Raw genomic sequence first — 26,445 nt, 5'->3', positions numbered from 1 at the left:
GGTCCTCAGCCGGTTCTCGTCACGCCGTTGGATGCGGCGATCTGCTCGTGATGGCGGATCACTTCGCGGACGACGAAGTTCAGGAATTTCTCCGCGAAATCCGGGTCGAGATGGGCGTCCTTGGCCAGCTGGCGAAGACGGGCGATCTGCTCCTGCTCGCGCGCCGGGTCGGCAGGCGGCAGGCCATGTTCCGCCTTCAGCACGCCGACTGCCTTGGTGCAGCGGAAGCGCTCGGCCAGCATGTGGATCAGCGCAGCGTCTATATTGTCGATCGAGGCGCGATAATTGGCCAGCGCCGCACGCGCGTCCGCCATGTCCTTCTCTTCGTTCATGGCGCTCTCACTTCTTCTTGCCGAGGCCATTCTTGCCAAGCATTGGCAGCCCGCCACCACCCGGCAGGCCGGGAAGTTTCATCCCGCCGGGCAGCCCAGGCAGGCCACCGCCACCGGGAAGACCACCGGGCAGGCCCTTCATGCCGCCGAGCCCGGCCGCCTGCGCCTGCTTCTGCAAGGCTTCGAGCTGCTTGGGGTCCATCTTGGAGAGATCCGGCATGCCGCCGCCCATCATGCCGCCTCCGGGACCGCCTGGGCCGCCAGGCATCATGCCGCCGAGCCCCATCTTGGAAGCGAGGCCGCCCATCATGCCGCGCATCAGGCCGCCGCCTTTGCCCTTGCCGCCCATCGCCTTCATCATGTCGGCCATGCCGCGATGCATCTTCAACAGTTTGTTGATTTCGGCCGCGTCGGTACCCGAGCCGGCGGCGATGCGCTTCTTGCGCGAGTGCTTCAGAATATCGGGGTTGGCGCGCTCCGCCTTGGTCATCGACGAGATGATGGCGAGCTGGCGGCCGAACATCTTGTCGTCGAGACCGGCGGCGGCCATCTGATCCTTCATCTTGCCCATACCGGGCATCATCCCCATGATGCCTCCCATGCCGCCCATTTTCGACATTTGCTGAAGCTGGCCGGCGAGGTCGTTCAGGTCGAACTTGCCCGACTGCATCTTCCTGGCCATCGCCGCCGCCTGTTCGGCGTCGATGTTCTCGGCCGCCTTTTCGACGAGGCTGACGATGTCGCCCATGCCGAGGATGCGGTCGGCGATACGCTTGGGATGGAATTCCTCCAGCGCGTCCATTTTTTCGCCGGTGCCGATCAGCTTGATCGGCTTGCCGGTAACGGCGCGCATCGAGAGCGCCGCACCACCGCGGCCGTCGCCGTCCATACGGGTCAGCACGAGGCCGGTGATGCCGACGCGCTCGTCGAAGCTTTTTGCCAGATTGACGGCGTCCTGGCCGGTCAGCGAATCGGCAACCAGCAGGATCTCGTGCGGCGACGACATCTTCTTGATGTCGGCCATCTCGACCATCAGCGGCTCGTCTATATGCGTGCGGCCGGCAGTGTCGAGGATGACGACGTCATGGCCGCCGAGCTTGGCCGCCTGCACGGCGCGGCGGGCGATATCGACCGGCGTCTGGCCGGCGACGATCGGCAATGTGGCGACCTTGACCTGCTCGCCGAGCTGGCGGAGCTGCTCTTGCGCGGCGGGACGCCGCGTGTCGAGCGAGGCCATCAAAACCTTCTTGTTTTGACGGTCGGTGAGGCGCCTGGCGATCTTGGCCGAGGTCGTCGTCTTGCCGGAACCCTGCAAGCCGACCATCATGATGACGACCGGAGCGGGTGCATTGAGATCGATGGCGACGCCCTCGGCGCCGAGCATCTCGACCAATTCGTCATGGACGATCTTGACGACCATCTGGCCGGGCTTGATCGACTTGACCACGGCGGCGCCGACGGCCTTCTCGCGCACCTTGTCGGTGAAGGAACGCACCACTTCCAGGGCCACGTCGGCCTCGAGCAACGCACGGCGCACCTCGCGCAGCGCCGCCGAGACATCAGCCTCCGACAAGGCGCCGCGGCCGGTGAGGCCGTTCAGGATCGAACCAAGGCGCTCTTGCAGGGACTCAAACATTGGTCAACCCACCGCACGACAGCGCCTTGGATTGATTTTGATCCCTGTCGGGCCGATGGCCCTCCACGCCTCTTGTGCGTTCCTGTAGCGATTCAAACATTCTTTTTCCTTTTCCCTGGCACCCGGATGATGCCCGAGAGGTAATGCGTTCGCGCCAACTGTCCAAGCAAAAGCCGGTCCGGGCAAAAGCCCAAAGCCAAAAAGCACCCGGGGGCGCACAGCGCTGCCGGGTGTTGGCCTCCGGGATCGATTTACAGCACTTCACCTCAAAGAGGTTTCGGCGTCCCGGTCGGTTTGCTCGGAGGAATACTCGTCGCGGATTTCGCGGCGTGTAGACAGGAAATCGGCCGCAGAGTCAAGCTTTGGTCGGGCTTTGCGCCAAATATGCTCGGGGCGGCCAGGCAAGGCGCATCAGCGCACGCCGCCGGCGCGCGGCATATCCGGCTCGACCTTCAGCGGTGAGCGCGGATGCAAAAGCAACAGAACGGTCAACAGGCTGCTGACGATGCCGATCACGGCGATGAGGACGGCGTCTAAAGTCGTCCAGCCGGCGGATTCGAGCGGCTTGGCGTTGAACAGGGCGAAGGAATTATAGCTTTGCTGGTGCGAAATCAGCAGGAAACCGGTCAGATTGTTGCCGAGATGGGCGCCGAAGCCGGCACCGAGATTGCCGGTCGCATAGACCAGAAGGGTCAGCAACAGCGCAAAGGCGGCGATCGAGGCCAGCACGCAGGCATTGATGGCGGCGCTCGAACCTGGGCTCCAGTGCAGGGCGGTGAACAGCAATCCCGGCAGCAGCGCCCAGATGAAAGGGTTCTGGAACCGGCTCGCCAGGCCCCTGAGCAGATAACCGCGAAAAAGCATCTCCTCCGACGAGGTCTGCAGAAAGGTCAGGGTGGCGATCGGGATCAGCAACAAAAGCCACGAGGACAGGCCGATCGCGCCGCGCGCGATGTCGGGCTGCAAACCATAAAGCAGGATCTCGGAAAGCAGCGAGGTGATCAGCACCGCGGTCAACCCTTTCAGGAACCCCGCCCAAGAAATGCGCCGGCTGACGCCAATCAGGGCGGTCAGCTTCTCGCGATGGATCCAGCGCATTGCAGCCCAAAGGCCGAGCCAGATTCCGGCAAATGAAGCCAGCGCCGCGAGGATGCCCGCAGGAGAGGCCATGAAATCCTGCACCGCTCCTCCACCTGGCGAGGCGGTGCCAGATGACGCCTGCCAAACGGCAAAGGCATATGTGCCGCCGAACAGCACGGCGGCAGTGGTTCCGAGCCAGAACAGGATGACGACCACCGCTCCAAGCAGAAGCCGCGGCAAAGTGGTCTTGTTGTTGGTGGTGTGCCGGTACTGTTGGAAGGCGGTTGGGTCGATCGTCACGCGGGCTCGCTGGCTGGTGCTTCGGCTCGCAAGGTCTAGAACATCGGCCGCAATGTGGAAACCGGTATTGCAGCGGCAGTACCGGCTTGTGGCAATGTCGGCAGTGCGAGCGGCCGCCGCTATAGGGCGACCGCCCTGTTTGTATTGTCAGCGTTCGACGTACATGATGCGCCTGGTGCCTGGATCGACCAGTGCCGGCTGGCCGTTCACATAGACATAGCGGTAATCATAGTCCGGAATCTCGCGCAGCTCGACGGTGTCAGGCAACGTCGCGCCGGTCACCACCTCGCCCTCGAGATAGACCGGTTCGAGCCGATGCGTACGGACATAGGTGCGGATCTCGGCCGGCGGTCTGCGGATGGGCTCGATCGCCTCGCCGGCAACGATCGCTCCGGTATAGGTGTCGGAATATTCGGCGCTATCGGCAGGCGGTGTCACGACGGCAATGTCGGCGCTGGCCGGACGCTGTGTCAGGACCACACGGCTGCCGCCGAAATCGGCCGTCACATAGTCGGAATAGACCCAGCCCTGGCCGTTGGCCTCGGCGATGGTACACCATTTGCTGTTGGCGATGCAGCCGTCGAGCGTCGCCGACTGGCCGGCCGCGAGCACACCGATGACCGGATATTGCGGGCCGGGGCCGGCGCGTACATTGAGATCGGTGATGGCCGAGACGGCGGTGTCGGCCAAAGCAGAGCCCGACATCGCTATGAGCGCTCCGGCCACCGCCGGAAACAATATGCGTTTCATGGTTTTCTCTCCGTTTCACAGTCCCTCGGGACCGAAAACGAAGCAAAGCCGCATGCGTTCCGGCTAAAAGGCTTCGGCCGGCTCACGATTTGTTCCAGTCGTTTTCGGCAGGTCGGTCAAAAGCTCGTGAACAAAAGCAAGTTTTTGCGCCGCCACGTCCGAGATGACGAACGGATAGAGATCGGGCAGGCCCATGCAGCGGTTGATCGAGTTGGACGCCTCCGACAGCACCAGCCAGCGCTCGAGAATCCTTTCGAAGGGCTCTGGCCTGGCGGCGAGTTCCGATGGTGCCGGCTGCAACTTGCCGCCGGTATCGGCGCGCGGCAGCTCGTTGGCTTCAACGGTCTCCAACCGGCCGAGCGGGAAATTCAGGGCATGCACCATCTCCAGCGTGTCGGTGATGTGCATGTGATGCGCCCATGTCTCGGCCCAGTCCTCCCATGGGTGCGACGTCGCATAGGCCGAGATATGGCGCTGCTGCCAGTCGGGCGGCGCGCCATCGGCATAATAGGTCTTCAGCGCCTGTTCGTAATCGGCGCGCTCGTCGCCGAACAAAGCGCGAAAACCGGCAAGCCTTTGCGGATCGTCGCGGATCAGGCGGTCCCAGTAATAATGGCCGAGTTCATGGCGGAAATGGCCGAGCAGCGTGCGGTAGTTCTCGCCCATCTCGACGCGCCGTCGCTCGCGCTCTGCCGAATCCGCCTCGGCGACGTTGAGCGTGATCCGGCCGTTGTCGTGGCCGGTCAAGATACGCTCGCCGCCGGGACCGCCGCCGATCGGATCGGCAAGAAAATCGAAAGCGAGGCCGATCTCGTCGCCGGGATTCTGCTTGGGTGCGACCGGCAGGCCGAAGGCGAGCAGCGAATAGACGGCACGCTTCTTTGCCGCCTCGACACGGATCCAGCGGCGGCGGTTGCCGTCGACCGACAGATCCGGGATCAGCTGGTTCAGCGAACAGGCGCGGCAGAAGGCGTGGCCGGGCTCCGCCATCCAGTTGCAGGCGCATTCGTCGGCATTGGTGCAATGGAAGACGTCGCCGCCGGACAGCGCGAAGCACGCATGCTCGGGATCGTAGAGCACGAGGCTGGCGCAGTTCAGGCATTGCGCGTTCTCGAAATAGAGACGGTGGCCGCAATGCGGGCAGTCGAAAAGCTTCATTGGCGTCTCAAATCATTCGAAATGCGAAGGACAATACGAACAGGAGAACGCCAAACGCCTGTCAGCTGCCCACGTTCCTGCCGGCCGACGCTATTTTGCCGCAAGCTGGGCGACGACCTCCTTGGCCACTGCCGCGCCCGATAGCCTGGCGCCGCCGCAGGTCTGCATCAGCGGACCGGCCAAATGCTCGCCGGCGAAGAAGATCTTTTCCGCCACCGGCTGCATCAGCGTGGCGCGCGCTTGCGAGCGGCCTGGCCGCGCCGCCGCATAGGCGCCGCGCACGAACCGCTCAGCGCCCCAATTGGTCATCATCGCGCGTCCGACATGTTTTCGCACGTCGCCGCCAAAGATGCCGCAGAGCCGGTCGACGACGAAGTCGATGCCGGCCGCCTCGCCCGCCGCCGACATCTCCCAGGCGAAATCGCCGCCGACGAAACCGACCATCAGATCGAGGTCGAAGGGAAAGCAGAGGAAGTAGATGTCGTGTCTGGCCAGCCGCTCGATCAGCAAATCGTCGAACGGCTCCAGGCCGAGCCTTGTACCGGATATTTCGACCGGCAGCTTGGTCAGCATGCCCATCGGCAGGTCGAAGAAGGCGGCGAAATGCGCGTCGGGGAGTGCAGGCGAGAACGCAATCTCCTCGAAGGCGAGCACTGCCGGCGAGGCGGTGACGATAACCGCCTTGGCGCAGATGGTACCGCGATCGGTGACGCAGGCTACGCCCGGCCCATCCCAGACGATCTTGCGCACCGGCGTCGACAGTTCCACCGGCACATCGGCGCCGAAGCGCGCAACCAGCGTACCGAAGCCTTCCCTGGTGAAATAGTTCGGATCGAGATCGGCGGCCGCCTGAAAGTCGCGGATCGATATCTCGTCCTCGTCCGCGCCGAAATCCATCGGCCCGGCGAAGGTTGCGGCGGCGCGCGGCGCGTGTCCCTTGGCGAGCAATGCCGAAAGACGGTCGTCGTCGCCTTCCCTCACCTGATGTGCCGCCACCAGTTCGAACAGCCTTGCGTCGGCCACCTTCATCGCCGCCTCTTCGGCTTCGCTTGCCTTTCGCTCGCGGTAGTAGAGATGATCGACATTCATGTCGTGATGGTGAAGCGTCCAGGCGGCGGCTTTCGCCTCGGGAAAATAAGGATTGTGGTCCGCGGCATGCAACCAGGCGCAACCGATGTCGAACGGCACGCCGAAATGCTGATCGCTGGTCCAGGCGCGGCCGCCAATGCGGTTCATCGCTTCCAACAATTTGAAGGAAAAACCGGCAGCGCGCAGGGTCTTGGCAGCCGAAAGCCCGGCTGAACCGGCGCCGATGATCACGACATCAACGTCTTCCATGCTTATTCTGCCCCCGCCACAATAATTACTTGATCGTAGGCAAATTCCCGGGCGTCCGCCAGTGTGGTGGATTTGAGGTTCCTGCTGTATTGAGTGCATCGGCGTGGCGCCGGGGCAGTGACAAGCAGGTGTTTCGCAGGCAAGTTCGCAATTGGGAACGTGATTCAGGCAACCAGGAGAGCAGCATGGCATTTCTTGCCAAGGGGAAGATGTTTGTAGTGGCCACGGTGGTGGCGGTGCTTGCGCTGGCGACGGGCGCGCAGGCGGCCAGCTGTGGCAAGAGCGGCGCCGGCTTCGAGGCGTGGAAACCGGAGTTCGCCGCGGAGGCTAAGGCCGACGGCGTCGGCTCGAAGGGTCTGGCCGCTCTGGCTCGCGCAACCTACGCGACAAAGACGATCTCCGTCGACCGCGCCATCCATAAGGCTTTCAGCGGCTCGGTGGAAGCTTTCATGAAGCGCCGTGGCGCGTCCGCGATCATTGCCAGGGGCCGTGCACTGAAGAAGGCCAATGCTGCGCTGTTCGACAAGATCGAACAGAATTACGGCGTGTCGCCGGGCGTGTTGCTCGCCATCTGGGGCATGGAGACCGGCTTCGGTTCCGCCATGGGCAACCAGAATACGGTCTCCGCCATTTTAACGCTCGCGTATGACTGCCGCCGTCCGGAGTTCTTCTACCCGCATGCCATTGCGGCCCTGAAGCTGGTTGATCGCGGAGCGTTGAGCGCCTCGTCGGTCGGTGCCGCGCATGGCGAGATTGGTCACACGCAGTTCCTGCCCGGAAATGTTTTGACATATGGCGTAGGCAACAAAAACCTGCGCGACAAGGCCACTGCGTTGGCTTCTACCGCCAACTTCCTCAAGAGTCATGGTTGGCGACCGGGCGCCAGCGCGCAGGCGAATATCGGTGCAATTGCCGGCTGGAATTCGGCGAGCGTCTACCAACAGGCCATCGCCCAGATCGCCGACGCGATCGACGGCGGCTGACTAGAAATGTCCGTTCGACAAAAAGCCCGGCCGTGTGCCGGGCTTTTTTGTCGGTGCGTGTGGCATGCCAAGAGCGGCGAGCGCCTGGGCTCTCAATTGTTCACGTAACCGCCGCCCAATGGGCATTTCTTGGAAGCGGGAACCTCGAAGGAGCCTGCGTAAACATTTGAGCAGGTACGGAACTTGGAGTTCCGTGGCGTTGAAGGAGCCGCCTTTGGCCTGCCCTCGATCACCGTCGGGACTCCGGCAGCTTGCGAGTAGCTGCCGCCCAAGGGGCATTTCTCGGAAGCGGCAATCTCGAAGGAGCCGGTGATAACATTTGAGCAGGTACGGAATTTGGGGTTCCGCGGCGCCGGGGTGGCCCTAGCAGCCGCCTTTGACTTGCCCTTGATGACCATCCAGATTTCGGTCGGTTGATCTAGCTGCAGGTTGTTTATGTCGGAGTAGCTGATGCGTCCGGTGCGCACCCCTTCGGCAAGGCGCTGGCAGAACAGGGCCGGCATGCGCTCCTGCGAGACGCCCATGAAAGAGGCGATATCGTGCTTGAGCGTGATGCCCCATGCGTGGACAGCGGTGACACATCCGCCCAAGTTCGCGCCCGGGTTGCGTTTCGCGCTTGCCTCTGACAACTGGCACACCGTCAAGGCGGTGACCGTTGCAAGCAGAATAAAAACACCATTTTTCATTGTCAAAAGCCCCCATACAGCAAGCGAGAACTTAGATGAAGTCGCCAAAAGGTCAAACAGAACTCTTTTGAGGTGGCTTAATTTTCTGCTATATTAGAAGTAACAAATAAAACCCGGCGTCTCCGCCGGGTTTCTCGAACCGTTTCAGCTTTCACGGGATCGGTAGAGCGGCCCCAGGGTGCTGTTCAGATGTCAGCTTTTTCGACTACGCGCCGCCAGTGTCCGCAGCCTCAGCGCATTAAGGCGGATGAATCCTTCGGCGTCCTTCTGGTCGTAGGCGCCGCGATCGTCCTCGAAGGTGACCAGCGCATCGGAATAGAGCGTCTTCTTCGACTTGCGGCCGGTGACGATGACGTTGCCCTTGTAGAGCTTCAGCCGCACCGTGCCTTCGACATCTTCCTGGCTCTTGTCGATCATCGCCTGCAGCATCAGGCGCTCGGGCGCGAACCAGAAGCCGTTATAGATCAGCTCGGCATAGCGCGGCATGAACTCGTCCTTGAGGTGGGCCGCACCTCGGTCGAGCGTGATCGATTCGATCGCCCGGTGGGCCGATATCAGGATGGTGCCGCCGGGGGTCTCGTATACACCGCGCGATTTCATGCCGACGAAACGGTTCTCGACCAGATCTAGCCGGCCAATGCCGTTGTCGCGGCCGAGATCATTGAGCGCCGCCAGCATCGTCGCCGGCGACAGTTTCTTGCCGTCGAGCGCAACCGGGTCGCCCTTGAGGAATTCGATCTCGATCTCGGTGACCTCATCCGGCGCATCCATCGGCGAGATGGTGCGCTGGTGGACGAATTCCGGCGGCTCGCTCCACGGGTCCTCCAGCACCTTGCCCTCGGAGGAGGAGTGCAGAAGGTTGGCGTCGACCGAGAACGGCGCATCGCCCTTCTTGTCCTTCGGCACCGGGATCTGGTGCTGCTCAGCGAAGTTGATCAGGTCGGTGCGCGACTTGAACGACCAGTCGCGCCAGGGTGCGATGACCTTGATGTCGGGGTTCAGCGCATAGGCGGAAAGCTCGAAACGCACCTGATCGTTACCCTTGCCGGTGGCCCCATGCGCGATCGCGTCGGCGCCGGTCTCCCTGGCGATCTCGACAAGATGTTTCGAGATCAGCGGCCGGGCGATCGAGGTGCCGAGCAGATAGCTGCCTTCATAGACGGCGTTGGCGCGGAACATCGGGAAGACGAAATCGGATACGAACTCCTCGCGGACATCTACGATGCGGATGTCCTTGATGCCCATCATCTCGGCCTTGCGCCTAGCCGGCTCCAGTTCGCCACCCTGGCCGAGATCGGCGGTGAAGGTGACGACCTCGGCGCCGAGCTCGGTCTGCAGCCATTTCAGGATGATCGAGGTATCGAGGCCGCCGGAATAGGCGAGCACGACTTTCTTGACGGCTTTTGCTTTCGACATGGTGGGCAGTTCCGCGACAGGGGTTCTTCGCGGGCGAGGTATCACGGCGTTTTAGGCCAGCGCAAGGGACGAACGATGCTTGGACCAGATGCTGTATCGCTCAGAGGCTGGCGAGCACACGGGTCCTGCGCTATGGCTGCGCCGTCTTTTGCCGCTACGAGACGAGCCATGTCCTTCATCCCCGACAGTACGACGCTTATCCAGTTCGCCATCGCCACCTTCATCCTGGCGATCACGCCCGGGCCTGACATGACGCTGTTCGTCTCGCGCACGCTGAGCCAGGGCCGTGCCACCGGCTTTGCCTCGATGGCCGGCGCCTTGTGCGGCACACTGATTCACACCACGCTGGTGGTGGTCGGCGTCTCGGCGCTGATCGTCGCCTCGCCGATGGCGTTCTTCGTGCTGAAGATTTTCGGCGCCGGCTATCTGGTCTTCCTGGCATGGCAGGCGATCACAAAAGGGTCGGCGTTTTCACCGGAGAAGAAGAGCGGGCCGCAGATCTCGCTGTTCCGCAGCTGGGCCGCGGGGCTCGGGGTCAATCTGCTCAACCCGAAGATCATCCTGTTCTTCATGACCTTCCTGCCGCAATTCGTCTCCGCGCATGATCCCAACGCGCCGGGAAAGCTGTTCTTCCTCGGCGTGATGTTCGTCGTGCTGGCGATCCCGGTGACGGCGCCGATGGTGCTGGCGGCGGAAAAATTCTCGGCCGCGATGAAATCCAGCCCGCGTGTGACCCGCGTCGTCGACTATCTGTTTGCCGGAGTTTTTTCGGCCTTCGCGCTCAAGATCCTGACGGCCCAGGCGAAATAGGTACTTTCATTTTGCGCATGATCCTTTCCGAACCTTTGGTTCGGGGTCATGCGCTGATCTGGCGCCAGCTTCCGGCCGAGCGCCCGGCGCTCAGCCAGTAGAAAATACCGCCGACCATACCGCAGCCGATCACCGCCAGCATGACGCTTGTGTTGGTAACCTCGAAATTGGCATCGGCCGTCTGGTGGACGAAGCCGAGGAAGACCGCCGCTACCGCCGCGCCCGCCAGTGCATAGAACAGCCAGTCCCGCCGGCCAAGGATCTCGGAAACCAGGATGGCGATCGCCGCCGGCATGAAAGCGAAATAAGCGACGAACAGCCCGACGAAGGGGATTGAAAACCACAGCGAAGCCTGCGCCGCCGGTTGCGTCTCGTCCGTCATCAGCCCAAGAGACGCCAGGACCATGATGTTAAGGAAGGCGCTTGCCGCCAGCGAAGCAACGCCATAGCCGACCAGGATGACGGCGAAGCGGATCAGATAGGCGACGACGCGATTCACACCTCGCCATGCCCCGCGATCATCATCGCTTCCAGCGCCAGCCGGTCGACCTTGCGCATACGCTCGGAGTCCGACTTGAGCTGGCCGCAGGCGGCGAGGATGTCGCGGCCGCGCGGCGTGCGGATCGGCGAAGCATAGCCGGCATTGTTGATGTAGTCGGCGAACTTCTCGATCGTTTCCCAGTCCGAGCACTGATAGTTGGTGCCCGGCCACGGATTGAACGGAATCAGATTGATCTTGGCGGGGATGCCCTTGAGCAACTTGACCAGCGCCTTGGCGTCCTCGATCGAATCGTTGACGTCCTTCAGCATCACATATTCGAAGGTGATCCGCTTGGCGTTGGACAGACCGGGATAGGCCCGGCAGGCAGCGATCAGCTCGTTCAGCGGATACTTCTTGTTGATCGGCACCAAAAGGTCGCGCAGATCGTCATTGGTGGCGTGCAGCGAGATCGCCAGCATCACACCGATCTCCTCGCCGGTGCGGAAGATCTCGGGCACGACGCCCGATGTCGAGAGCGTGATGCGCCTCTTCGAGAGGGAAAGCCCGTCGCCGTCGGATGCGATCAGCAGCGCCTTCTTCACCGCCTCGAAATTATAGAGCGGCTCGCCCATGCCCATCATGACGACGTTGGACACTTTCCGGCCCTCGGCCGGCACGATGGCGCCGTCGGGTGTGTCGCGGTCGGGGAAATCGCCGAGCCGGTCGCGGGCGGTCAAAAGCTGGGCGAGGATTTCCTCGGCGGTCAGGTTGCGCACCAGCTTCTGCGTGCCGGTGTGGCAGAAGGAGCAGGTCAGGGTGCAGCCGACCTGCGAAGAGATGCAGAGCGTGCCGCGGCCTTCTTCGGGAATGTAGACGGTCTCGATCTCGACCGGCCGGCCGGCGCCGCGCGGCGGAAAGCGGAACAGCCATTTGCGCGTGCCGTCGGAGGAAATCTGCTCCTCGACGATCTCGGGCCTGGCAACGGTGAAATGCCTGTCGAGCGCGGCGCGCAGATCCTTGGAGATGTTGAACATGCCGGCAAAGTCGGAAACGCCGCGCACATAGATCCAATGCCAGAGCTGTTGGGCGCGCATTTTCGCCTGGCGCTCCGGCACGATGCCGGCGGCGACGAGGGCGGCCCCGAGTTCGGCGCGCGTCAGGCCGATCAGCGACGGCTTTTCAGGCGTCGTGCGGGTACGCAACGCGTCACGCGCGCCCTCAGTGGTAAGATCGAATGAAAGGGTCATTGTTGCGCCAATATAAGCGATTTGCGGCCGAATACAGCATCGGGCCCGAAATGAAGCGCGGCGCATAGCACAGGTTAGCGGCGGAGTCATGCAGGTGGTCTTTCCTTCTCCCCTGCGAGAAGGTGGCCCGAGCGTAGCTCGGTCGGGGGTGTTCCAGCTTGGCGCCGACCGCGTTCCGTCCAACACCCCTCTTCCGTCTCGGCGCTGCGCGCCGATCCACCTTCTCCCACAAGGAGGGAAGGGAAGACCGCGCCTAACCGCCTACTTGCACTTGGCGATCGAGGCCAGCGCCGCCGAGATGCCCTTCAGCGAGAAGACGTAAGTGGTGGTGTTGCCGCGGCCGGACTTGGCCGACACCTTCATGTCGGTGCCGGTCTTCATCGCGGCGATCAGCACCGGCTCCTCGGCGGCGTTCTCGACCCAGGCCGACTTGCCGCGCGTGAACATCGAGAAAGACTTCTTGTCGATGGTGACGGTGGCCTTGGAACCCTCCTGGAAGGTATAGCCGGCAATGAATTGCGGCTCGTAGGACACTTGCTGCCCCGGCCGCTGGCTGACGAAGAAGAACATGTCGCCGTGATCGAGCGTCGGCGGCTGCTTGTCGGTTGGCACGGTCAGGACATAGCAGACCTTGCCGCCGCCCGACGCCTGATAGCTGTAGGTGCCCCAGGCATTATGCTGGCCGATCTTGGTGGCCGACTGCGCCAGCGCGGGCGCCGTCAGGGCCACCAGGGCCAGGCTGGAAACTATAGCAATCAATCCGCGCATCGCTTTTCCCGTATTCCACTGGTGCGGCGGCAGGCCGGCTCGGCGTCCTGCCCGTCGCTTCATTTTGATTTAATCTGGGTTACCAAACGGTGAATTTCCCTAAGAAAAGGATGTTCACGCCAGGAAACCGCCGCCGTCTTCGCACTGCCGCTCGAAAAAGCGGCTGGCGCACTGTCCCTGCCGCGACTTGGAGGCCACGAAAACGGCAAGAGTTTGACTTTTCAAGCAGCTAGGTTTCGGGGCGATTCCCGCTTTTCTTGAGGTACGTGACGAATTTCCCTGCAGGCGGTACCATGTCTGCGTTCGTCGCCACGGCACTCGGCCAGGGTGCCCTCCTTGGCGGCTTACGGGAGATTTGGCCATGGCCATTTCCGAGACAGTCCTGATCCTCGCGGGCGGCACAGTCGTCCTGGCGATCGTGTTTGGCATTCGTGTCGGCGTCCGCGCGGCGGCTAGCGGCGCGGTGCCCCGGTCGGATGGCGGAGAGGCGGCGGGCGGATCGGGCGCGTCCGACGTGCCCGGGGTCATTGCGCTACCGCCTTTGATTTTCCTCGGCTTCCTGGCGGCGGCAACCGTGCTCGAGGTGCTCGCGCCGCTCCCGGTCATGGCCGGGCAGGCGCTCGCCCGCTATCTGGCCGGCGCCGTGCTCGCGGTGTGCGGCTTCGTGTTCCTCTTTATGGCGGCGGGCCGCTTTCAGGCCGCTGGAACCAACATACCACCGACCTTGCCAACGACGGCGCTGGTCGTCGACGGTATCTATCGGCGGACCAGAAACCCGTTGTATCTGGGAGCGACCCTCATTTATCTGGGCTTCGGCGTCGCCGCCGGAAGTCTTTGGGCTATCGCGCTCGTCATCCCCCTGCTGTGGGTGATCAATACCGGCGTCATCGCGCCGGAAGAGCGCTATCTCGAGCGCAAGTTCGGAGATGCCTATCGCGCCTACAAGGCGCGGGTGCGGCGGTGGGTTTGATGGCCGGAAAGTCTCGCGCGATTTTTTGCGCCGTGCCGGCTCAGCTCTTGTCGGCGATGGCCTGTTTGGCGGCGAGCCGGTGCGCGGGCGTGATGTGGGCGCTGACGGTTGTGATCGCGGCGGTCAGTACGGCGATGTCGTCGGTGAAGCCAAGCCCAACGATGAAATCGGGGATGACGTCCGTCGGCAGCACGAAATAGCCGAGCGCAGCCAGCAATGTGCCCTTGGCGCGAAGCGGCGTCTTCTTGTCCATGGCGCAGTAATAGGCGGCGACCACCTCTTCCATAAACGGGATATGCCGGGCGGCTTTCTTCGCCGTACGCCAGAACTTGTCGCGCACCTCACTCTCGTTGCCCGGCTTGCTGCCGAGGCCGAAGAAATCAAAACCGGATTTTTGCGCCATCAATCTCTCCGTGCGGCCGTCGCGTGACTTCACGCATGACCACGAGGCAAAATGTGGTGAAAGCCGAACCTCGCTGCAAGGTGCAGCTAGGCTCAGCCGCCGAAATAGCGGTTCATCTTCCTGGCCAGATCGAAATCCAGCGCCGTCAGGCCGCCGGCGTCGTGCGTGTTGAGGGTCACGTTCACCGTCTTGTAGACGTTCGACCAGTCGGGATGGTGGTCCATCTTCTCCGCCGCCAGGGCGACGCGGGTCATGAAGGCAAAGGCTTCGGAGAAATTCTTGAAGGTGAAGGTGCGGGTGATCGAGCCGCCATCCTTGGCCAGCGACCAGCCTTCGAGGCCGGCAAGTTCGGCGCGGATCGCCTCTTTTGCTAGTTTCTCCCTGGCCATATCCGCCTACCGCATGATCCGCGAAGCGTCGGCGACGCCGACCAAACGGCTGGCGATGCGGTTGTCGGCACCTGAAAGCGGCCAGGCCTCCTCGACGACGTAAGGCCCGCCGCCGACCGAATCGCGCGACGACATCAGCACGAAGCGGCCGACCCGGAACGGCAGCGTCGAAAAATTGCCGCGTGCCGACAGGTACTGGGCGACATCGAGCGGGCTCGAATTGCGCAGGCGGGCCAGCGTCACATGCGGCATGAACTTGCGCGGGTCGGCCGGGATGCCGAGCCGCTGGCAGATGCGCTCGATCTCGGCCTGCAATGCGGAAAGATCGGGCGAAGCGGCGACCCCGGCCCACACCGCATGCGGCTTCTTCTGGCCGAAGGCGCCGACGCCGGACAGCGTCAGCGGGAAGGAGGCGCGGTGAACACGGTCGAGCGCGTTGGCGATTTCGTCGGCGACATGGCCCTCGACATCGCCGATGAAGCGCAGCGTCAGATGATAGTTCTCGACGTCGATCCAGCGGGCTCCGGGCAGGCCGCCCCTGAGCAGGGACAGCGAAAGAGCGGCATCACGCGGTATTTCGAGGGCGGTAAAAAGACGCGGCATGGGAAGCCTCCTGTCCTCGAATCGAACTCTTGCCCCTAGCGAATCATCGATATTCGAACGGGGCAAGCGGTTTGTTGGTCGCAGGGCTGCCTAAAATCTTCCCCTACGGAATGTGGTGCGGCGGCGAACCCTCGCCTTCAGGAATTACCCCGCACCGTTGCAATGGCCTTCTCCACACCGGGCAGGATACCCTCGACGATGCGGTCGACGCCTCCGGCGTTCGGATGAAGGCCGTCCTCGAGCTGCAGGACGGATTGACCAGCGATGCCCTCGAGAAAGAAAGGATAGAGCGGCACGCCGTATTTTTCAGCCAGTCGCGGAAAGATTGCGTCGAACGCCTTCTGGTAGTCGGCGCCGAGATTGGGCGCCGCGCGCATTCCGGCAAGCAAAACGGCGATCTTGCGCTGCTTCAGTTTTGCCAGCATGGCGTCCAGGTTTTTTTCCGCTATGGCGGGCGAAACGCCGCGCAGCATGTCGTTGGCGCCGAGCTCCAGGATGACGAGTTGCGTTCCGTCCGGCACCGACCAGTCGAGCCGTGACAGGCCGCCGCTCGTCGTATCGCCGGAGACGCCAGCATTGGCGACCGTGACATCGTAGCCCTTGGCGCGAAGCGCCGCCTGCAGCTTTTCGGTGAAGCCCTGACCTGGCCCGAGGCCATAACCCGCCATCAAGCTGTCGCCCAAACCGACAATGGTGAACGGTTCGGCGCTCGCCGACGAAATGGCGCCGCAAACGGCGAGGAAAAGGGCGAAGGCTGCGGCAAAGGTGTGTTTGAAAGCCATGCGGCAGGCCCCATATGACCAGGAACATCTGTTGGCGAAGGCAGGTTTTCATCTTTGTCGAGCATCGGATGCTCCAGCCTTCATCCCCCATATAGGACGATTTGATTTTGGAAGAAGCCGTCATTTCGCTGCAAGACGTATCGCTGACGCTCGGTGAAGGTGGCTCCTCGGTCCATGTGCTGAAGGGCGTCAGCCTCGATGTGGCGGTTGGCGAAGCGACAGGCATCGTTGGACCCTCAGGTTCGGGAAAGTCGACATTGCTGATGGTTTTGGCTGGGCTTGAAAGGGTCGATTCGGGCACGGTTCGAATTGCCGGCGAGCTGCTCAACGGCAAAAGCGAAGACCAGATCGCATCGTTTCGGGGGCGAAACATCGGCATCGTATTCCAGTCTTTCCATCTCATCCCCAACATGACGGCGCTGGAAAACGTTGCCGTCCCGCTGGAGCTTGCCGGCCATGCCGATCCGTTCGGCGTGGCGGCGCGCGAGCTGGCGGCGGTCGGCCTCAGCGATCGCGTCACCCATTACCCCGGCGAGTTGTCTGGCGGCGAGCAACAGCGCGTGGCGATCGCCCGGGCGCTGGCGCCGTCGCCGCGCATCCTGATCGCCGACGAGCCGACCGGCAATCTCGACCAGGCGACGGGGCGGCACGTCGCCGACCTGCTGTTTGCCAAGGCCGCCGAACGCGGCATGACGCTGGTGCTGGTCACACATGACCCGGTACTCGCGGCGCGCTGCTCGCGCCAGGTGTCGATGCGGTCGGGGCTGATCGAGGACGCGCCTGAGCCGGCCACCAGGGCCGGCAAGGTGACCGCCTGATGCCGCTGTCGCAAACACTGAGGCTCGCCTTTCGGTTTTCGCTGCGCGAAATGCGTGGCGGGCTGTCCGGCTTCCTGATCTTCCTTGCCTGCATCGCGCTCGGCGTCGCGGCAATCGGCGGCGTCAATTCGGTCGCGCAAGCGATTTCCGCCGGTGTTGCCGACCAGGGCCAGACGCTGCTCGGCGGCGATCTTCGCTTCCAGCTCAACCAGCGCGATCTTACCAGAGCCGAACGCAGCTTCCTCGACCGGCTTGGCACGGTTTCGCACAGCGCCAACATGCGTTCGATGGCCAGGCTCGAGGACGGCTCCGACCAGGCGCTGGTCGAGGCCAAGGCGGTCGACGGCGCCTATCCGCTCTATGGCGCGCTTGAGACTGAGCCGGTGCTGTCGCGAGAGGATCTGTTCGGCGAAGAATCCGGCGTCTTCGGCGCCGCCGCGCCGGACCTCTTGTTCGAGCGGCTGAACCTTGGCATCGGCGACCGGCTGAAGCTCGGCAGCGCGACATTCGAGCTGCGTGCAAGGCTGGTCAACGAGCCGGATGCGGTGTCGGATGGCTTCGGCTTTGCGCCGCGGCTGATGGTGTCGACCGACGGGCTTGCCGCTTCCGGCCTGATCCAGCCGGGCAGCCTGGTCGAGAACGCCTATAAGGTCCGGCTGCCAGGCGGCACCGGCGAGACACAGATCAAGGCTATCCGGGAGCAGGCGGCAAAAGAGTTCCCGCAGGCCGGCTGGTCGATCCGCACGCGCAGCAACGCGGCGCCGGCGTTGTCCTCGAACATCGAGCGGTTCTCGCAATTCCTGACGCTGGTTGGGCTGACGGCGCTGGTGGTCGGCGGCGTCGGCGTGGCCAATGCCGTGCGTGCCTATCTCGACGGCAAGCGCGGCGTCATCGCCACCTTCAAGAGCCTAGGGGCTTCGGGCGGGTTCGTCTTTGCCGTCTATCTGGTGCAGATCCTGATGATCGCCGCCCTCGGCATCACGCTAGGCCTTGTGCTTGGCGCGCTGATGCCGTTCGCGGCCAGCGCGGCACTCCAATCGGTCATTCCAGTGCCGGCGGAAGGTGGGTTCTATCTCGGCGCCCTCGGCATGGCAGCGCTGTTCGGGCTGCTGGTGACGCTGGCTTTCGCCTTGCTGCCGCTCGGCCGCGCCCGCGACGTGCCGGCAACGGCCCTGTTTCGCGAAATGGGTTTCGAGGGCCGCGGTTTTCCCCGCCCGCTCTATATCGCCGCGGCATTGGGCATCGCGCTGCTGCTCGCGGTACTGGCGATCCTGTTTTCCGGCGACCGCCGTATTGCCTCGATCTTCGTTGGCGCCACGATCTTTTCGTTCCTGGTGCTGCGTGTGGTCGGCTCGCTGGTGCAGTGGGCGGCGAAGAAAAGCCCGCGCGTGCGCTCGACCGCGCTCAGGCTCGCCATCGGCAACATCCATCGGCCTGGCGCCTTGACGCCGTCCGTGGTGCTGTCGTTGGGACTCGGGCTGACGCTGCTGGTGACGCTGGCGCTGATCGACGGCAATCTCAGGCGGCAGATCTCGGGCAGCCTGCCGGAAAGGGCACCGAACTTCTTCTTCGTCGATATCCAGAGCAGTGACGTCGATGCCTTCTCCGCGCTGGTCGGCAAAGAGGCACCGCAAGGCAGGCTGATCAAGGTGCCGATGCTGCGCGGCCGAGTGATGGCGCTCAACGGCGTCGATGTCGACAAGGTCAAGGTTCCGGCCGAAGGCGCCTGGGTACTGCGCGGCGATCGCGGCCTGACCTATGACGCAAAGCTGCCGGAGAATGCGACGCTGACCGAGGGCAGCTGGTGGCCGGAGAACTATGCCGGCGAGCCGCTGGTCTCGTTTTCCGCCGAGGAAGGCAAAGAGATCGGGCTGAAGCTCGGCGACACCATCACCGTCAACGTGCTCGGCCGCAACATCACGGCCAAGATCTCCAATTTCCGCCAGGTCGAATGGGAAACCATGGGCATCAATTTCGTCATGGTGTTCTCGCCCAACACGTTCGCCGGTGCGCCGCATGGCTGGTTGGCGACGCTGACCGAGACGAATGCGTCGGCAGCCGACGATGCGCATCTTCTCAACGCCGTCACGCGTGCCTTTCCCGCGGTGACGACGGTCAGGGTCAAGGACGCGCTCGAAATCATCAACCGGCTGGTGGCGCAGCTCGGCACAGCAATCAGGGCAGCAGCGGGCGTGGCGTTGATCGCCTCGGTGCTGGTGCTGGCCGGGGCGCTCGCCTCCGGCAACCGGGCTCGCATTCACGACGCGGTGGTGCTGAAGACCCTGGGTGCGACCAGAAAAACGCTGATCGCCGCGTTTTCGCTGGAATACATGCTGATCGGCCTTGCTACCGCGATCTTCGCGCTGGCGGCGGGCGCTGTGGCGGCATGGTTCGTCGTCGCGCGCATCATGACGCTGCCATCGCACTTCATGCCCGAGGTGGCGGTGGCGACCATCGGCTTTTCGCTGGTGGTCACGGTCGGCATCGGCCTTGCCGGCACGTGGCGGGTGCTGGGCCACAAGGCGGCGCCGGTGCTGCGGAATCTTTGAGCCAGAGCCGTTTTGGATTAAATCTCGGTAATGTTCCGGGCGGGAAGGCCAATAAAACCGTATCTCTGGCACTTCACGGAGCATTACGCTTGGTTACGGTCTTGTCCTTTACGCCAAGAACCATCATATTTCGGCGCAGGCATGCTGGAGCCCCGCCAGCGGCGCCTGGGTTCAAAAGGACCTGACACCGGACGGGGCAGAAGCAATATGAGGATTTCCATGGCTGATCCCGTTCGCAATTATCAGACGCGCGCCGTGCCCGGCGCCGGCGTCGATGCTGCCATCGACCAGGGCCTGCGGGCCTACATGATTAAGGTCTACAATCTGATGGGGCTTGGCCTCCTCATCACCGGCCTTGCCGCGGTCGGCACAATCATGCTGGCCACTACCAGCGATCCCGCCTCGGCGGTCGCGACGTTGCCAAGCGGCGAGATGCTGACCTCGTTCGGCTACGCGATCTTCGGCTCGCCGCTGAAATGGCTGGTGATCTTCGCCCCGCTGGCAGCGGTGATGTTCCTGTCGTTCCGCGTCCAGTCGATGAGCGTTTCGGCCGCGCAGACGACATTCTGGGTCTACGCCGGCCTCGTCGGCCTGTCGCTGTCGTCGATCTTCCTGGTCTACACCACCGCCAGCATCTCGCAGACCTTCTTCGCCACCGCCGCCGCCTTTGGCGGGCTGTCGCTCTACGGCTACACGACCAAGCGCGATCTCTCGGCGTTCGGGTCGTTCCTGGTCATGGGCCTGGTCGGCCTGATCATCGCGATGGTAATCAACATCTTCCTGCAGTCGTCGGCGCTTTCCTTCGCCGTTTCGGCGATCGGCGTGCTGATCTTCGCGGGCCTCACCGCCTACGACACGCAGAACATCAAGGAGATGTACTTCGAGGGCGACGAGACCGATGTCGCCGGCCGCAAGGCGATCATGGGCGCATTGAGGCTCTATCTCGACTTCATCAACCTGTTTATGTTTCTGCTGCAGTTCATGGGCGACCGTCGCTAAATACGGTTTTCCTGGACCAGCGAGTTTGGAAAGGGCGGCCCAATGGCCGCCCTTTTCTTTTGTGCCGGCTTTTGCTGTGATATAGGGCAGATGAACGACGTGCCTAAATTATGAGCAGCATCACCTTGCGGGCCGCGACGTCGGCCGATCTCGACCGGATCACGGAAATCTATGCCGACGCGGTGACGAATGGCACGGCGAGCTATGAACTCGAGCCACCAAGCCGCACCGAGATGGGCGCGCGCTTCGACAACCTGATGGCGGGCGGCTTTCCCTATCTCGTTGCAGAAGCAGAAAAGGCCGGCGCCGTGCTCGGCTATGCCTATGCCGGGGCGTTCCGGCCGCGCCCAGCGTACCGCTTCGTCGTCGAGGATTCCGTCTATGTTGCGCCCGAGGCCAAAGGGCAAGGCGTCGGGCTGCTCTTGATGCAAGGGCTGATCGAAGCGGCCAAGGCGGCGGGTTTTCGCCAGATCATCGCGGTGATCGGCGACGGCCGGTCCGACAGCGCCTCGGTACGGTTGCACGAGAAGCTCGGCTTTCGTCATTCCGGCCGCCTGGAAGGCTCAGGCTATAAGCACGGACGCTGGCTGGACACGGTTTTCATGCAGCTGCCGATCAACGGCGGGGCGTCCATCCCGCCTGATCCGCAATCGCTGCCCGAGCGCAAGTTCCGCCTGCAAAAATAAAGGGTTACGCCTCGACCAGCTTCAGTGTTCGGTCGAACACGCCAAGCACCCGGCCGAGTTCCTGGCCGCGCTTGAGGATGCGCCCGCCGGCGGCGATGACGGCGAACGCGCCTTGCCGGCGCGCCAGCTTCGGATCCTTGACGATCTGGAAAAGCGGCACTTCGCTGGTGCGGCGGAAGACGGAAAAAACGGCGCGGTCGGCGAGATGGTCGATGGCATAGTCGCGCCACTCATTGGCGGCAACCATACGGCCGTAGAGCCTGAGGATCTGGTCCAGTTCGCGCCGGTCGAACCGCACCGGCTGGTCGAGGCGTTCGCGTCTTGCCTCATGCAGCGGGATCAATATTGCGGATGCGTCCCCATCCTCCGTCCCGCTGCTGCGATCAGTCATGCCTGGATCCTCGCAATGAATCGTACGCCGACCAAAGTTGGCGCTTTCGTTGCCGAATTGCAAGGCCCGGCCGGGCAACGGCAGCACCGCGCGGTTTCTCCAGCGTCCAGTCACGTTTGCGAAACGCCTGTTGAAATTGGTGATGCTTTGCCACAATCCTGCCTTTTTTTATCCGTGCTCATGCCCCAATGTCCGACGAATTTACCGGCGTTGCCTGAGACGGTTCGGTCCGGCACCGGCTCGTAAACCCCAAGCCCCCCGCCCACGGGTCTGCGTCGGATCGAACCAACCTCGGTTTTTCCTTGGAAAGATCGGGTGCGACGATCCCAAAACCTAAATGACCGGCGTCAGAAGCAAGCTGACGCCGGTTTTTTATTGGCCGGAGCCGTGGCGATGCGATCCATCCAGATAGGCTGTCGTCGGAGGCTTGAGCGCGGTTATCCCTTCTCCCACAACAAGGGGAGCACGGGGGGCGCCCTATCTAAGGCTTGCGGATAAAGGCTGCGCCCAGGATCGGCCCGGGCATGCCGTCCTTGCCGACCGACTGCAGGAGCACGGCGCAGCCGCCCTTCTTGGCGATCTCGCTCATCGGCAGTTCGTAGCGCTGCGCCTTGCCGTGCCACATGCCGGCAGTCTGGATGCTGGAGACGGCGTTCCAGTAGGTCATGCTGCGGCCACTGTTTTCACCCTTGCCGATCTTTATCGTCTGCGGCGGATTGAAATAGACGATGACGACATGCGCGTCGGTTGGGCCGGTCACAGCGTCGCCGGCATCGATCATGACGCGATCGCTGGTCCGGCTGACCTTGATGCCGACGCGCATGCCTTCGCCGACCCTCTCCATGCGGGCCAGCGCGCCGTCGACTTCCTTGCGGCTGGCGCCGTTGACATGGCTGCGGCCGTTTATGACGGCTTGCGGGGTGTAGACGGAACGACTGCCGAAGGCGCGCATATACTCGTATTGCCGCTCGGTATTTTCCTTGCGGCTCAGCGTGTCCTGCCAGCCGAGGTAATCCCAATAATCGACATGATAGGCGAGCGCGACGATGTCCTCCTTGGCGGCGAGCTCGGCGAAGAATTCATCTGCCGGCGGACAGGAGTTGCATCCCTGGCTGGTGAAGAGCTCGACGACGCCTAATGGCTTGTCGGTTGGCTCGGCAAGGGCCCTGCCGGCAAACGCCGAGAGGGCCAGCGCAAGGGCCGCAAGCCGCAATGGTCTTCGAGATGGCATGGCCGTTCCGATCCCGCCGGTGACGCCGGCTTTGTTCTGGTTGTCGAAATATGTGGCAGAAGCGGCAGTCAACGGGAAGTCACGTTGCGGTGAAATTTTGCCGTTGCAACCGCTGGCAAGGGCGCAATAGGTGGACTTGCACTTCACGATGGAAGCGATTCGGGCGGCAATCAGCATGTGGCAATCTCTCCTGGCGCCGGTCGACCTCTATTGCGAGCGGACGGGGCCGGAATTCTGGGCCGAACCGCTCAATGCGCTGAGCAATCTGGCTTTTTTTGCCGCCGGGCTATGGGGTGTCTGGCAGGTGCGCAAGCGCGGCACCGGCACCTTCGCCGAAGTGCTGGCCTGGTGGGTGGTGGCGATCGGCGTCGGCTCGTCGCTGTTCCACACCTTTGCCAACCGTGGCACGGTCTGGGCCGACGTGCTGCCGATCGCCGGGTTCACGCTGGCCTACACGCTGTTCAACCTGCGGCGTTTTCTCGGCATGAAATGGGGCAAGGCGATCGCCATTTTCGTCGCCTTCTATGCCGTCGCCGGGCTGGTGACCTTTGCCGTGCCCGACTGGCTGCGCCAGGCGTCGAACGGGACGACCGGCTATCTGCCGCCCTTCCTGGCGCTCGCCTTCTTCGGCGCCATGGTGGCGGCCAGCGGTAACCGTGCCGGCTGGTACAATCTGGCGGGCTCGGCGATCTTCGTCGTGTCGGTCATCTGCCGGATGATCGATCCGCTGGTCTGCGGCGGCTTTCCGCTCGGCACGCATTTCCTGTGGCACATATTCAACGGGCTGATGCTCGGCGTGCTGCTGGCGGCGACAGCGCGGTTTGGAAAGCCGGGAAGTAGGGCAGTAGGGCAGTAGGGGAATAAGTCGCTTCTCCTTGCTTCACCCTACTGCCCTACTCCCTTATTGCCCTACTCCCTTAAGCGGCCAGATCGCGCAGCACGTATTGCAGGATGCCGCCATTCTTGAAGTAGTCGAGCTCGTCCAGCGTATCGATGCGGCAGATGATCGGAACCTCTTTGACGCTGCCGTCGCCGTAGGTGATCCTGGCGATCATCTTCTGCCGCGGCTTGATGTTGCCCAGTCCGTCGATCTCAACCAGTTCGTCGCCCTTGAGGTTGAGCGAGGCCCATGAGGTGCCTTCCTCGAAGACGAAGGGGATCACACCCATGCCGACCAAATTGGAGCGATGGATGCGCTCGAAGGACTGGGCGATGACCGCGCGGACGCCCAGCAAATTGGTGCCCTTGGCCGCCCAGTCGCGCGACGAGCCGTTGCCATATTCGACGCCGGCGAAGATGACCAGCGGCACGCCTTCCTTCTTGTACCGCATGGCGGCGTCGTAGATCGATTCCTCTTCTTTCGACGGGTAATGGATGGTGTAGCCGCCCTCGCGGCCGTTCTCGCCCAGCATGTGGTTGCGGATGCGGATGTTGGCGAAGGTGCCGCGCATCATTACCTCATGATTGCCGCGGCGCGTGCCGTACTGGTTGAAATCGGCGACGCCGACGCCGTGGTCGGTGAGGTACTTGCCGGCCGGCGAGGCCGCCTTGATCGAACCGGCCGGCGAAATGTGGTCGGTGGTGATCTTGTCGCCGAACAGACCGAGCACGCGCGCGCCCTTGATATCGCCGATCTTGCCGAAGCCCGACGTCATGCCGGCGAAATAGGGCGGGTTTTGCACATAGGTGGAATTGTCGTCCCAGGCATAGGTCTGGCCTTCCGGCGCCTTGACGTTCTGCCAGTACTCGTCGCCCTTGAAGACGTCGGCATATTTGCGGGCGAACAATTCGCGCGTGACGTTCTTCTCGATGAATTCCTGGATCTCGACCGAACTCGGCCAGATATCCTTGAGATAGACCGGATTGCCGTTGCGATCCTCGCCGAGCGGTTCGGTGGTCAGATCCTTGGTCACGGTCCCGGCCAGCGCGTGGGCGACGACCAGTGGCGGCGAGGCGAGATAGTTCGCCTGCACGTCGGGCGAGACGCGGCCTTCGAAATTGCGGTTGCCGGACAAGACTGCTGCAGCAATCAGGCCCTTATCGTTGATGGTCTTGGAGATCGGCGCCGGCAACGGGCCGGAATTGCCGATGCAGGTGGTGCAGCCGAAGCCGACCAGGTTGAAGCCGATCTGGTCGAGCTCCTTCTGCAGGCCGGATTTCTCGAGATATTCGGCGACGACCTGACTGCCCGGCGCCAATGAGGTCTTGACCCACGGCTTCTGCTTGAGGCCGAGCCGGTTGGCATTGCGCGCCAACAGCCCGGCGCCGATCAGCACGCTCGGGTTCGAGGTGTTGGTGCAGGAGGTGATGGCGGCGATGACCACATCGCCATGGCCAAGATCGTAGCTCGTGCCCTCGACGGCATAGCGCTTGTCGATTTCGGCGGCCTTCCTGTATTCGGACTGCATGGCCTTGGCGAAGCCGGCCGGAATGTCTTCAAGTGCGACCCGGCCTTCCGGCCGCTTCGGGCCGGCCATCGACGGGACGACACTGCCGAGATCGAGCTCCAGCAGGTCGGTGAAGACCGGATCGGCCGAGCCGGCATCGCGCCACAAGCCTTGCGCCTTCGAATAGGCCTCGACCAGGGCGATGCGGCTTTCGTCGCGACCGGACATTGTCAGATAGCGGATGGTTTCGCTGTCGACCGGGAAGAAGCCGCAGGTGGCGCCATATTCCGGCGCCATGTTGCCGATGGTGGCGCGGTCGGCCAGCGTCATGTTGGACAGGCCCGGCCCGAAGAATTCGACGAACTTGCCGACGACGCCCTTCTTGCGCAGCATCTGGGTGACGGTGAGCACCAGGTCGGTGGCGGTGACGCCTTCCCTCAGCCTGCCGGTGAGCCGGAAGCCGATGACTTCAGGCAGCAGCATGGAGACCGGCTGGCCAAGCATCGCGGCCTCCGCCTCGATGCCGCCGACGCCCCAGCCGAGAACGCCGAGGCCGTTGATCATCGTGGTATGTGAATCGGTGCCGACGCAGGTGTCGGGATAGGCGGTGGTCTCGCCGTCTTCGCTGTTGGTCCACACGACCTGACCGAGATATTCGAGATTGACCTGATGGCAGATGCCGGTGCCGGGCGGCACGACGCGGAAATTGCGGAACGCCTGCTGGCCCCATTTCAGGAACTTGTAGCGTTCCTCGTTGCGCTCATATTCAAGCTCGACATTGCGGGCGAAAGCCAGTGGCGTGCCGAATTCGTCGACGATGACCGAATGGTCGATGACCAGATCGACCGGCACCAGCGGATTGATCTTTTGTGGGTCGCCGCCGAGCGAGGCCATGGCGTCGCGCATGGCGGCAAGGTCGACCACGGCTGGAACGCCGGTGAAATCCTGCATCAGCACGCGTGCCGGGCGATAGGCGATCTCGACGCCGGCGGTGCCCCGGTCAGTCAGCCAGCCGGCGACCGCCTGGATGCTCTCCTTGGTGACGGAACGGCCGTCCTCGTTGCGCAGCAGATTCTCCAGCAGCACCTTCATCGAATAGGGCAATTGGGCAATACCGGTGAGGCCGTTCTTTTCGGCCTCGACAAGGTCATAGTAAACGTACTCGGTGCCGCTGGCGGTCAGCGTGCGGCGGCAATTGAAGCTGTCGAGTGATTTGGACACGTGCGATCCCTAACTGTCGGTTGCCGGAAGG

26 protein-coding genes are annotated in these 26,445 nt (G+C 63.1%); 8 read left to right on the top strand and 18 right to left on the bottom strand.

Annotated features, from left to right (window positions below; all coding sequences use genetic code 11):
* Window positions 1-5: 5 nt before the first annotated feature.
* From NKH80_RS22415 to NKH80_RS22390, 6 genes are all read right to left on the bottom strand, one after another.
* Window positions 6-332: a chorismate mutase gene (locus tag NKH80_RS22415; RefSeq protein WP_352479697.1), complete on the bottom strand. Its 327-nt coding sequence runs from the start codon at window positions 330-332 to the stop codon at window positions 6-8.
* A 7-nt stretch (window positions 333-339) separates the two neighbouring features.
* The gene (gene ffh / locus NKH80_RS22410) at window positions 340-1,968 is read right to left on the bottom strand and encodes a signal recognition particle protein (protein WP_254817889.1); all 1,629 of its coding nucleotides are present in this window, start codon (window positions 1,966-1,968) and stop codon (window positions 340-342) included.
* 411 nt (window positions 1,969-2,379) lie between these two features.
* Entirely contained in the window at window positions 2,380-3,348 is a 969-nt protein-coding gene (locus tag NKH80_RS22405; protein WP_352993535.1) for a CPBP family intramembrane glutamic endopeptidase, read from the bottom strand.
* Window positions 3,349-3,495: 147 nt separating this feature from the next.
* Window positions 3,496-4,098 (bottom strand): DUF1236 domain-containing protein, encoded by a 603-nt coding sequence (locus tag NKH80_RS22400; protein WP_352479695.1) that lies wholly within the window; start codon window positions 4,096-4,098, stop codon window positions 3,496-3,498.
* Window positions 4,099-4,161: 63 nt separating this feature from the next.
* Entirely contained in the window at window positions 4,162-5,256 is a 1,095-nt protein-coding gene (locus tag NKH80_RS22395) for a zinc-binding metallopeptidase family protein (RefSeq protein ID WP_352993533.1), read from the bottom strand.
* A 90-nt stretch (window positions 5,257-5,346) separates the two neighbouring features.
* Window positions 5,347-6,594 (bottom strand): flavin monoamine oxidase family protein, encoded by a 1,248-nt coding sequence (locus tag NKH80_RS22390; RefSeq protein WP_352993531.1) that lies wholly within the window; start codon window positions 6,592-6,594, stop codon window positions 5,347-5,349.
* Window positions 6,595-6,779: 185 nt separating this feature from the next.
* Here NKH80_RS22390 and NKH80_RS22385 point away from each other — a divergent pair, with 185 nt between their 5' ends.
* Window positions 6,780-7,577 carry a lytic murein transglycosylase gene (locus NKH80_RS22385; protein ID WP_352802368.1) on the top strand — a complete coding sequence of 266 codons (798 nt, stop codon included), beginning with the start codon at window positions 6,780-6,782 and terminating at the stop codon, window positions 7,575-7,577.
* A gap of 92 nt (window positions 7,578-7,669) precedes the next feature.
* On the opposite strand, the gene NKH80_RS22380 is transcribed toward NKH80_RS22385, so the two are convergent.
* Window positions 7,670-8,263 carry a hypothetical protein gene (locus NKH80_RS22380; protein ID WP_352993529.1) on the bottom strand — a complete coding sequence of 198 codons (594 nt, stop codon included), beginning with the start codon at window positions 8,261-8,263 and terminating at the stop codon, window positions 7,670-7,672.
* Between the two features lie 192 nt (window positions 8,264-8,455).
* A complete protein-coding gene (locus NKH80_RS22375) occupies window positions 8,456-9,679 on the bottom strand; it encodes an argininosuccinate synthase (protein ID WP_352650240.1) in 1,224 nt (407 codons plus the stop codon).
* A gap of 168 nt (window positions 9,680-9,847) precedes the next feature.
* Between NKH80_RS22375 and NKH80_RS22370 the strand changes: the two genes are divergently transcribed.
* On the top strand, window positions 9,848-10,489 hold the full coding sequence (locus NKH80_RS22370; RefSeq protein WP_254817881.1) for a LysE family translocator: 642 nt from the start codon (window positions 9,848-9,850) through the stop codon (window positions 10,487-10,489).
* A 46-nt stretch (window positions 10,490-10,535) separates the two neighbouring features.
* Here the strand turns inward: NKH80_RS22370 and NKH80_RS22365 are convergent, their stop codons facing one another.
* The 3 genes from NKH80_RS22365 to NKH80_RS22355 form a co-directional block, all read right to left on the bottom strand.
* A complete protein-coding gene (locus tag NKH80_RS22365; RefSeq protein WP_352738365.1) occupies window positions 10,536-10,988 on the bottom strand; it encodes a hypothetical protein in 453 nt (150 codons plus the stop codon).
* Window positions 10,985-12,217 (bottom strand): dual-specificity RNA methyltransferase RlmN, encoded by a 1,233-nt coding sequence (gene rlmN / locus NKH80_RS22360; protein WP_352738363.1) that lies wholly within the window; start codon window positions 12,215-12,217, stop codon window positions 10,985-10,987. Before rlmN ends, NKH80_RS22365 begins: the two co-directional genes overlap by 4 nt.
* 261 nt (window positions 12,218-12,478) lie before the next feature.
* The gene (locus NKH80_RS22355; protein WP_023721899.1) at window positions 12,479-12,985 is read right to left on the bottom strand and encodes an invasion associated locus B family protein; all 507 of its coding nucleotides are present in this window, start codon (window positions 12,983-12,985) and stop codon (window positions 12,479-12,481) included.
* Window positions 12,986-13,346: 361 nt separating this feature from the next.
* Here NKH80_RS22355 and NKH80_RS22350 point away from each other — a divergent pair, with 361 nt between their 5' ends.
* Window positions 13,347-13,955: a methyltransferase family protein gene (locus NKH80_RS22350; protein ID WP_352738361.1), complete on the top strand. Its 609-nt coding sequence runs from the start codon at window positions 13,347-13,349 to the stop codon at window positions 13,953-13,955.
* Window positions 13,956-13,995: 40 nt separating this feature from the next.
* Here the strand turns inward: NKH80_RS22350 and NKH80_RS22345 are convergent, their stop codons facing one another.
* The 4 genes from NKH80_RS22345 to NKH80_RS22330 form a co-directional block, all read right to left on the bottom strand.
* A complete protein-coding gene (locus NKH80_RS22345; RefSeq protein WP_352701228.1) occupies window positions 13,996-14,358 on the bottom strand; it encodes a YkvA family protein in 363 nt (120 codons plus the stop codon).
* A gap of 92 nt (window positions 14,359-14,450) precedes the next feature.
* The gene (locus NKH80_RS22340; RefSeq protein ID WP_254817876.1) at window positions 14,451-14,747 is read right to left on the bottom strand and encodes a 4a-hydroxytetrahydrobiopterin dehydratase; all 297 of its coding nucleotides are present in this window, start codon (window positions 14,745-14,747) and stop codon (window positions 14,451-14,453) included.
* A gap of 6 nt (window positions 14,748-14,753) precedes the next feature.
* Complete coding sequence (gene thpR, locus NKH80_RS22335) at window positions 14,754-15,350, bottom strand: RNA 2',3'-cyclic phosphodiesterase (protein ID WP_352738358.1); 597 nt, start codon at window positions 15,348-15,350, stop codon at window positions 14,754-14,756.
* A gap of 137 nt (window positions 15,351-15,487) precedes the next feature.
* Window positions 15,488-16,132 carry an arylesterase gene (locus NKH80_RS22330; protein ID WP_254817874.1) on the bottom strand — a complete coding sequence of 215 codons (645 nt, stop codon included), beginning with the start codon at window positions 16,130-16,132 and terminating at the stop codon, window positions 15,488-15,490.
* Between the two features lie 107 nt (window positions 16,133-16,239).
* Here NKH80_RS22330 and NKH80_RS22325 point away from each other — a divergent pair, with 107 nt between their 5' ends.
* From NKH80_RS22325 to NKH80_RS22310, 4 genes are all read left to right on the top strand, one after another.
* Window positions 16,240-16,950 (top strand): ABC transporter ATP-binding protein, encoded by a 711-nt coding sequence (locus NKH80_RS22325; protein ID WP_352823221.1) that lies wholly within the window; start codon window positions 16,240-16,242, stop codon window positions 16,948-16,950.
* The gene (locus NKH80_RS22320; protein WP_352993526.1) at window positions 16,950-19,499 is read left to right on the top strand and encodes an ABC transporter permease; all 2,550 of its coding nucleotides are present in this window, start codon (window positions 16,950-16,952) and stop codon (window positions 19,497-19,499) included. The genes NKH80_RS22325 and NKH80_RS22320 overlap by 1 nt, the downstream gene beginning before the upstream one ends.
* 219 nt (window positions 19,500-19,718) lie before the next feature.
* Entirely contained in the window at window positions 19,719-20,498 is a 780-nt protein-coding gene (locus tag NKH80_RS22315; protein WP_254817871.1) for a Bax inhibitor-1/YccA family protein, read from the top strand.
* Window positions 20,499-20,608: 110 nt separating this feature from the next.
* A complete protein-coding gene (locus tag NKH80_RS22310; RefSeq protein ID WP_352993524.1) occupies window positions 20,609-21,184 on the top strand; it encodes a GNAT family N-acetyltransferase in 576 nt (191 codons plus the stop codon).
* Between the two features lie 4 nt (window positions 21,185-21,188).
* On the opposite strand, the gene NKH80_RS22305 is transcribed toward NKH80_RS22310, so the two are convergent.
* Both NKH80_RS22305 and NKH80_RS22300 read right to left on the bottom strand, forming a co-directional pair.
* Window positions 21,189-21,575, bottom strand: a complete 387-nt coding sequence (locus tag NKH80_RS22305; protein WP_031212724.1) for a DUF2794 domain-containing protein — start codon at window positions 21,573-21,575, stop codon at window positions 21,189-21,191.
* A gap of 481 nt (window positions 21,576-22,056) precedes the next feature.
* Window positions 22,057-22,806: a DUF1223 domain-containing protein gene (locus tag NKH80_RS22300; protein ID WP_352470828.1), complete on the bottom strand. Its 750-nt coding sequence runs from the start codon at window positions 22,804-22,806 to the stop codon at window positions 22,057-22,059.
* A gap of 175 nt (window positions 22,807-22,981) precedes the next feature.
* Here NKH80_RS22300 and NKH80_RS22295 point away from each other — a divergent pair, with 175 nt between their 5' ends.
* Window positions 22,982-23,662 (top strand): ceramidase domain-containing protein, encoded by a 681-nt coding sequence (locus tag NKH80_RS22295; protein WP_352993521.1) that lies wholly within the window; start codon window positions 22,982-22,984, stop codon window positions 23,660-23,662.
* A 61-nt stretch (window positions 23,663-23,723) separates the two neighbouring features.
* Here NKH80_RS22295 and acnA read toward each other — a convergent pair whose 3' ends face one another.
* Window positions 23,724-26,414: an aconitate hydratase AcnA gene (gene acnA / locus NKH80_RS22290; protein ID WP_352993519.1), complete on the bottom strand. Its 2,691-nt coding sequence runs from the start codon at window positions 26,412-26,414 to the stop codon at window positions 23,724-23,726.
* Window positions 26,415-26,445 lie beyond the last annotated feature (31 nt).

This window comes from Mesorhizobium sp. M0904, assembly GCF_040319475.1.
Classification (GTDB): Bacteria; Pseudomonadota; Alphaproteobacteria; order Rhizobiales; family Rhizobiaceae; genus Mesorhizobium.
Note: the sequence above shows the minus strand (reverse complement) of the source record. Positions and strands in the feature narration are given on the sequence as shown.

Coding starts and splice junctions, on each gene's coding strand:
- NKH80_RS22415 (WP_352479697.1), bottom strand. CDS start 332: ATGAACGAAGAGAAGGACATGGCGGACGCGCGTGCGGCGCTGGCCAAT.
- ffh (WP_254817889.1), bottom strand. CDS start 1,968: ATGTTTGAGTCCCTGCAAGAGCGCCTTGGTTCGATCCTGAACGGCCTC.
- NKH80_RS22400 (WP_352479695.1), bottom strand. CDS start 4,098: ATGAAACGCATATTGTTTCCGGCGGTGGCCGGAGCGCTCATAGCGATG.
- NKH80_RS22395 (WP_352993533.1), bottom strand. CDS start 5,256: ATGAAGCTTTTCGACTGCCCGCATTGCGGCCACCGTCTCTATTTCGAG.
- NKH80_RS22390 (WP_352993531.1), bottom strand. CDS start 6,594: ATGGAAGACGTTGATGTCGTGATCATCGGCGCCGGTTCAGCCGGGCTT.
- NKH80_RS22385 (WP_352802368.1), top strand. CDS start 6,780: ATGGCATTTCTTGCCAAGGGGAAGATGTTTGTAGTGGCCACGGTGGTG.
- NKH80_RS22380 (WP_352993529.1), bottom strand. CDS start 8,263: ATGAAAAATGGTGTTTTTATTCTGCTTGCAACGGTCACCGCCTTGACG.
- NKH80_RS22375 (WP_352650240.1), bottom strand. CDS start 9,679: ATGTCGAAAGCAAAAGCCGTCAAGAAAGTCGTGCTCGCCTATTCCGGC.
- NKH80_RS22370 (WP_254817881.1), top strand. CDS start 9,848: ATGTCCTTCATCCCCGACAGTACGACGCTTATCCAGTTCGCCATCGCC.
- rlmN (WP_352738363.1), bottom strand. CDS start 12,217: ATGACCCTTTCATTCGATCTTACCACTGAGGGCGCGCGTGACGCGTTG.
- NKH80_RS22355 (WP_023721899.1), bottom strand. CDS start 12,985: ATGCGCGGATTGATTGCTATAGTTTCCAGCCTGGCCCTGGTGGCCCTG.
- NKH80_RS22350 (WP_352738361.1), top strand. CDS start 13,347: ATGGCCATTTCCGAGACAGTCCTGATCCTCGCGGGCGGCACAGTCGTC.
- NKH80_RS22345 (WP_352701228.1), bottom strand. CDS start 14,358: ATGGCGCAAAAATCCGGTTTTGATTTCTTCGGCCTCGGCAGCAAGCCG.
- NKH80_RS22340 (WP_254817876.1), bottom strand. CDS start 14,747: ATGGCCAGGGAGAAACTAGCAAAAGAGGCGATCCGCGCCGAACTTGCC.
- thpR (WP_352738358.1), bottom strand. CDS start 15,350: ATGCCGCGTCTTTTTACCGCCCTCGAAATACCGCGTGATGCCGCTCTT.
- NKH80_RS22330 (WP_254817874.1), bottom strand. CDS start 16,132: ATGGCTTTCAAACACACCTTTGCCGCAGCCTTCGCCCTTTTCCTCGCC.
- NKH80_RS22320 (WP_352993526.1), top strand. CDS start 16,950: ATGCCGCTGTCGCAAACACTGAGGCTCGCCTTTCGGTTTTCGCTGCGC.
- NKH80_RS22315 (WP_254817871.1), top strand. CDS start 19,719: ATGGCTGATCCCGTTCGCAATTATCAGACGCGCGCCGTGCCCGGCGCC.
- NKH80_RS22310 (WP_352993524.1), top strand. CDS start 20,609: ATGAGCAGCATCACCTTGCGGGCCGCGACGTCGGCCGATCTCGACCGG.
- NKH80_RS22305 (WP_031212724.1), bottom strand. CDS start 21,575: ATGACTGATCGCAGCAGCGGGACGGAGGATGGGGACGCATCCGCAATA.
- NKH80_RS22300 (WP_352470828.1), bottom strand. CDS start 22,806: ATGCCATCTCGAAGACCATTGCGGCTTGCGGCCCTTGCGCTGGCCCTC.
- NKH80_RS22295 (WP_352993521.1), top strand. CDS start 22,982: ATGTGGCAATCTCTCCTGGCGCCGGTCGACCTCTATTGCGAGCGGACG.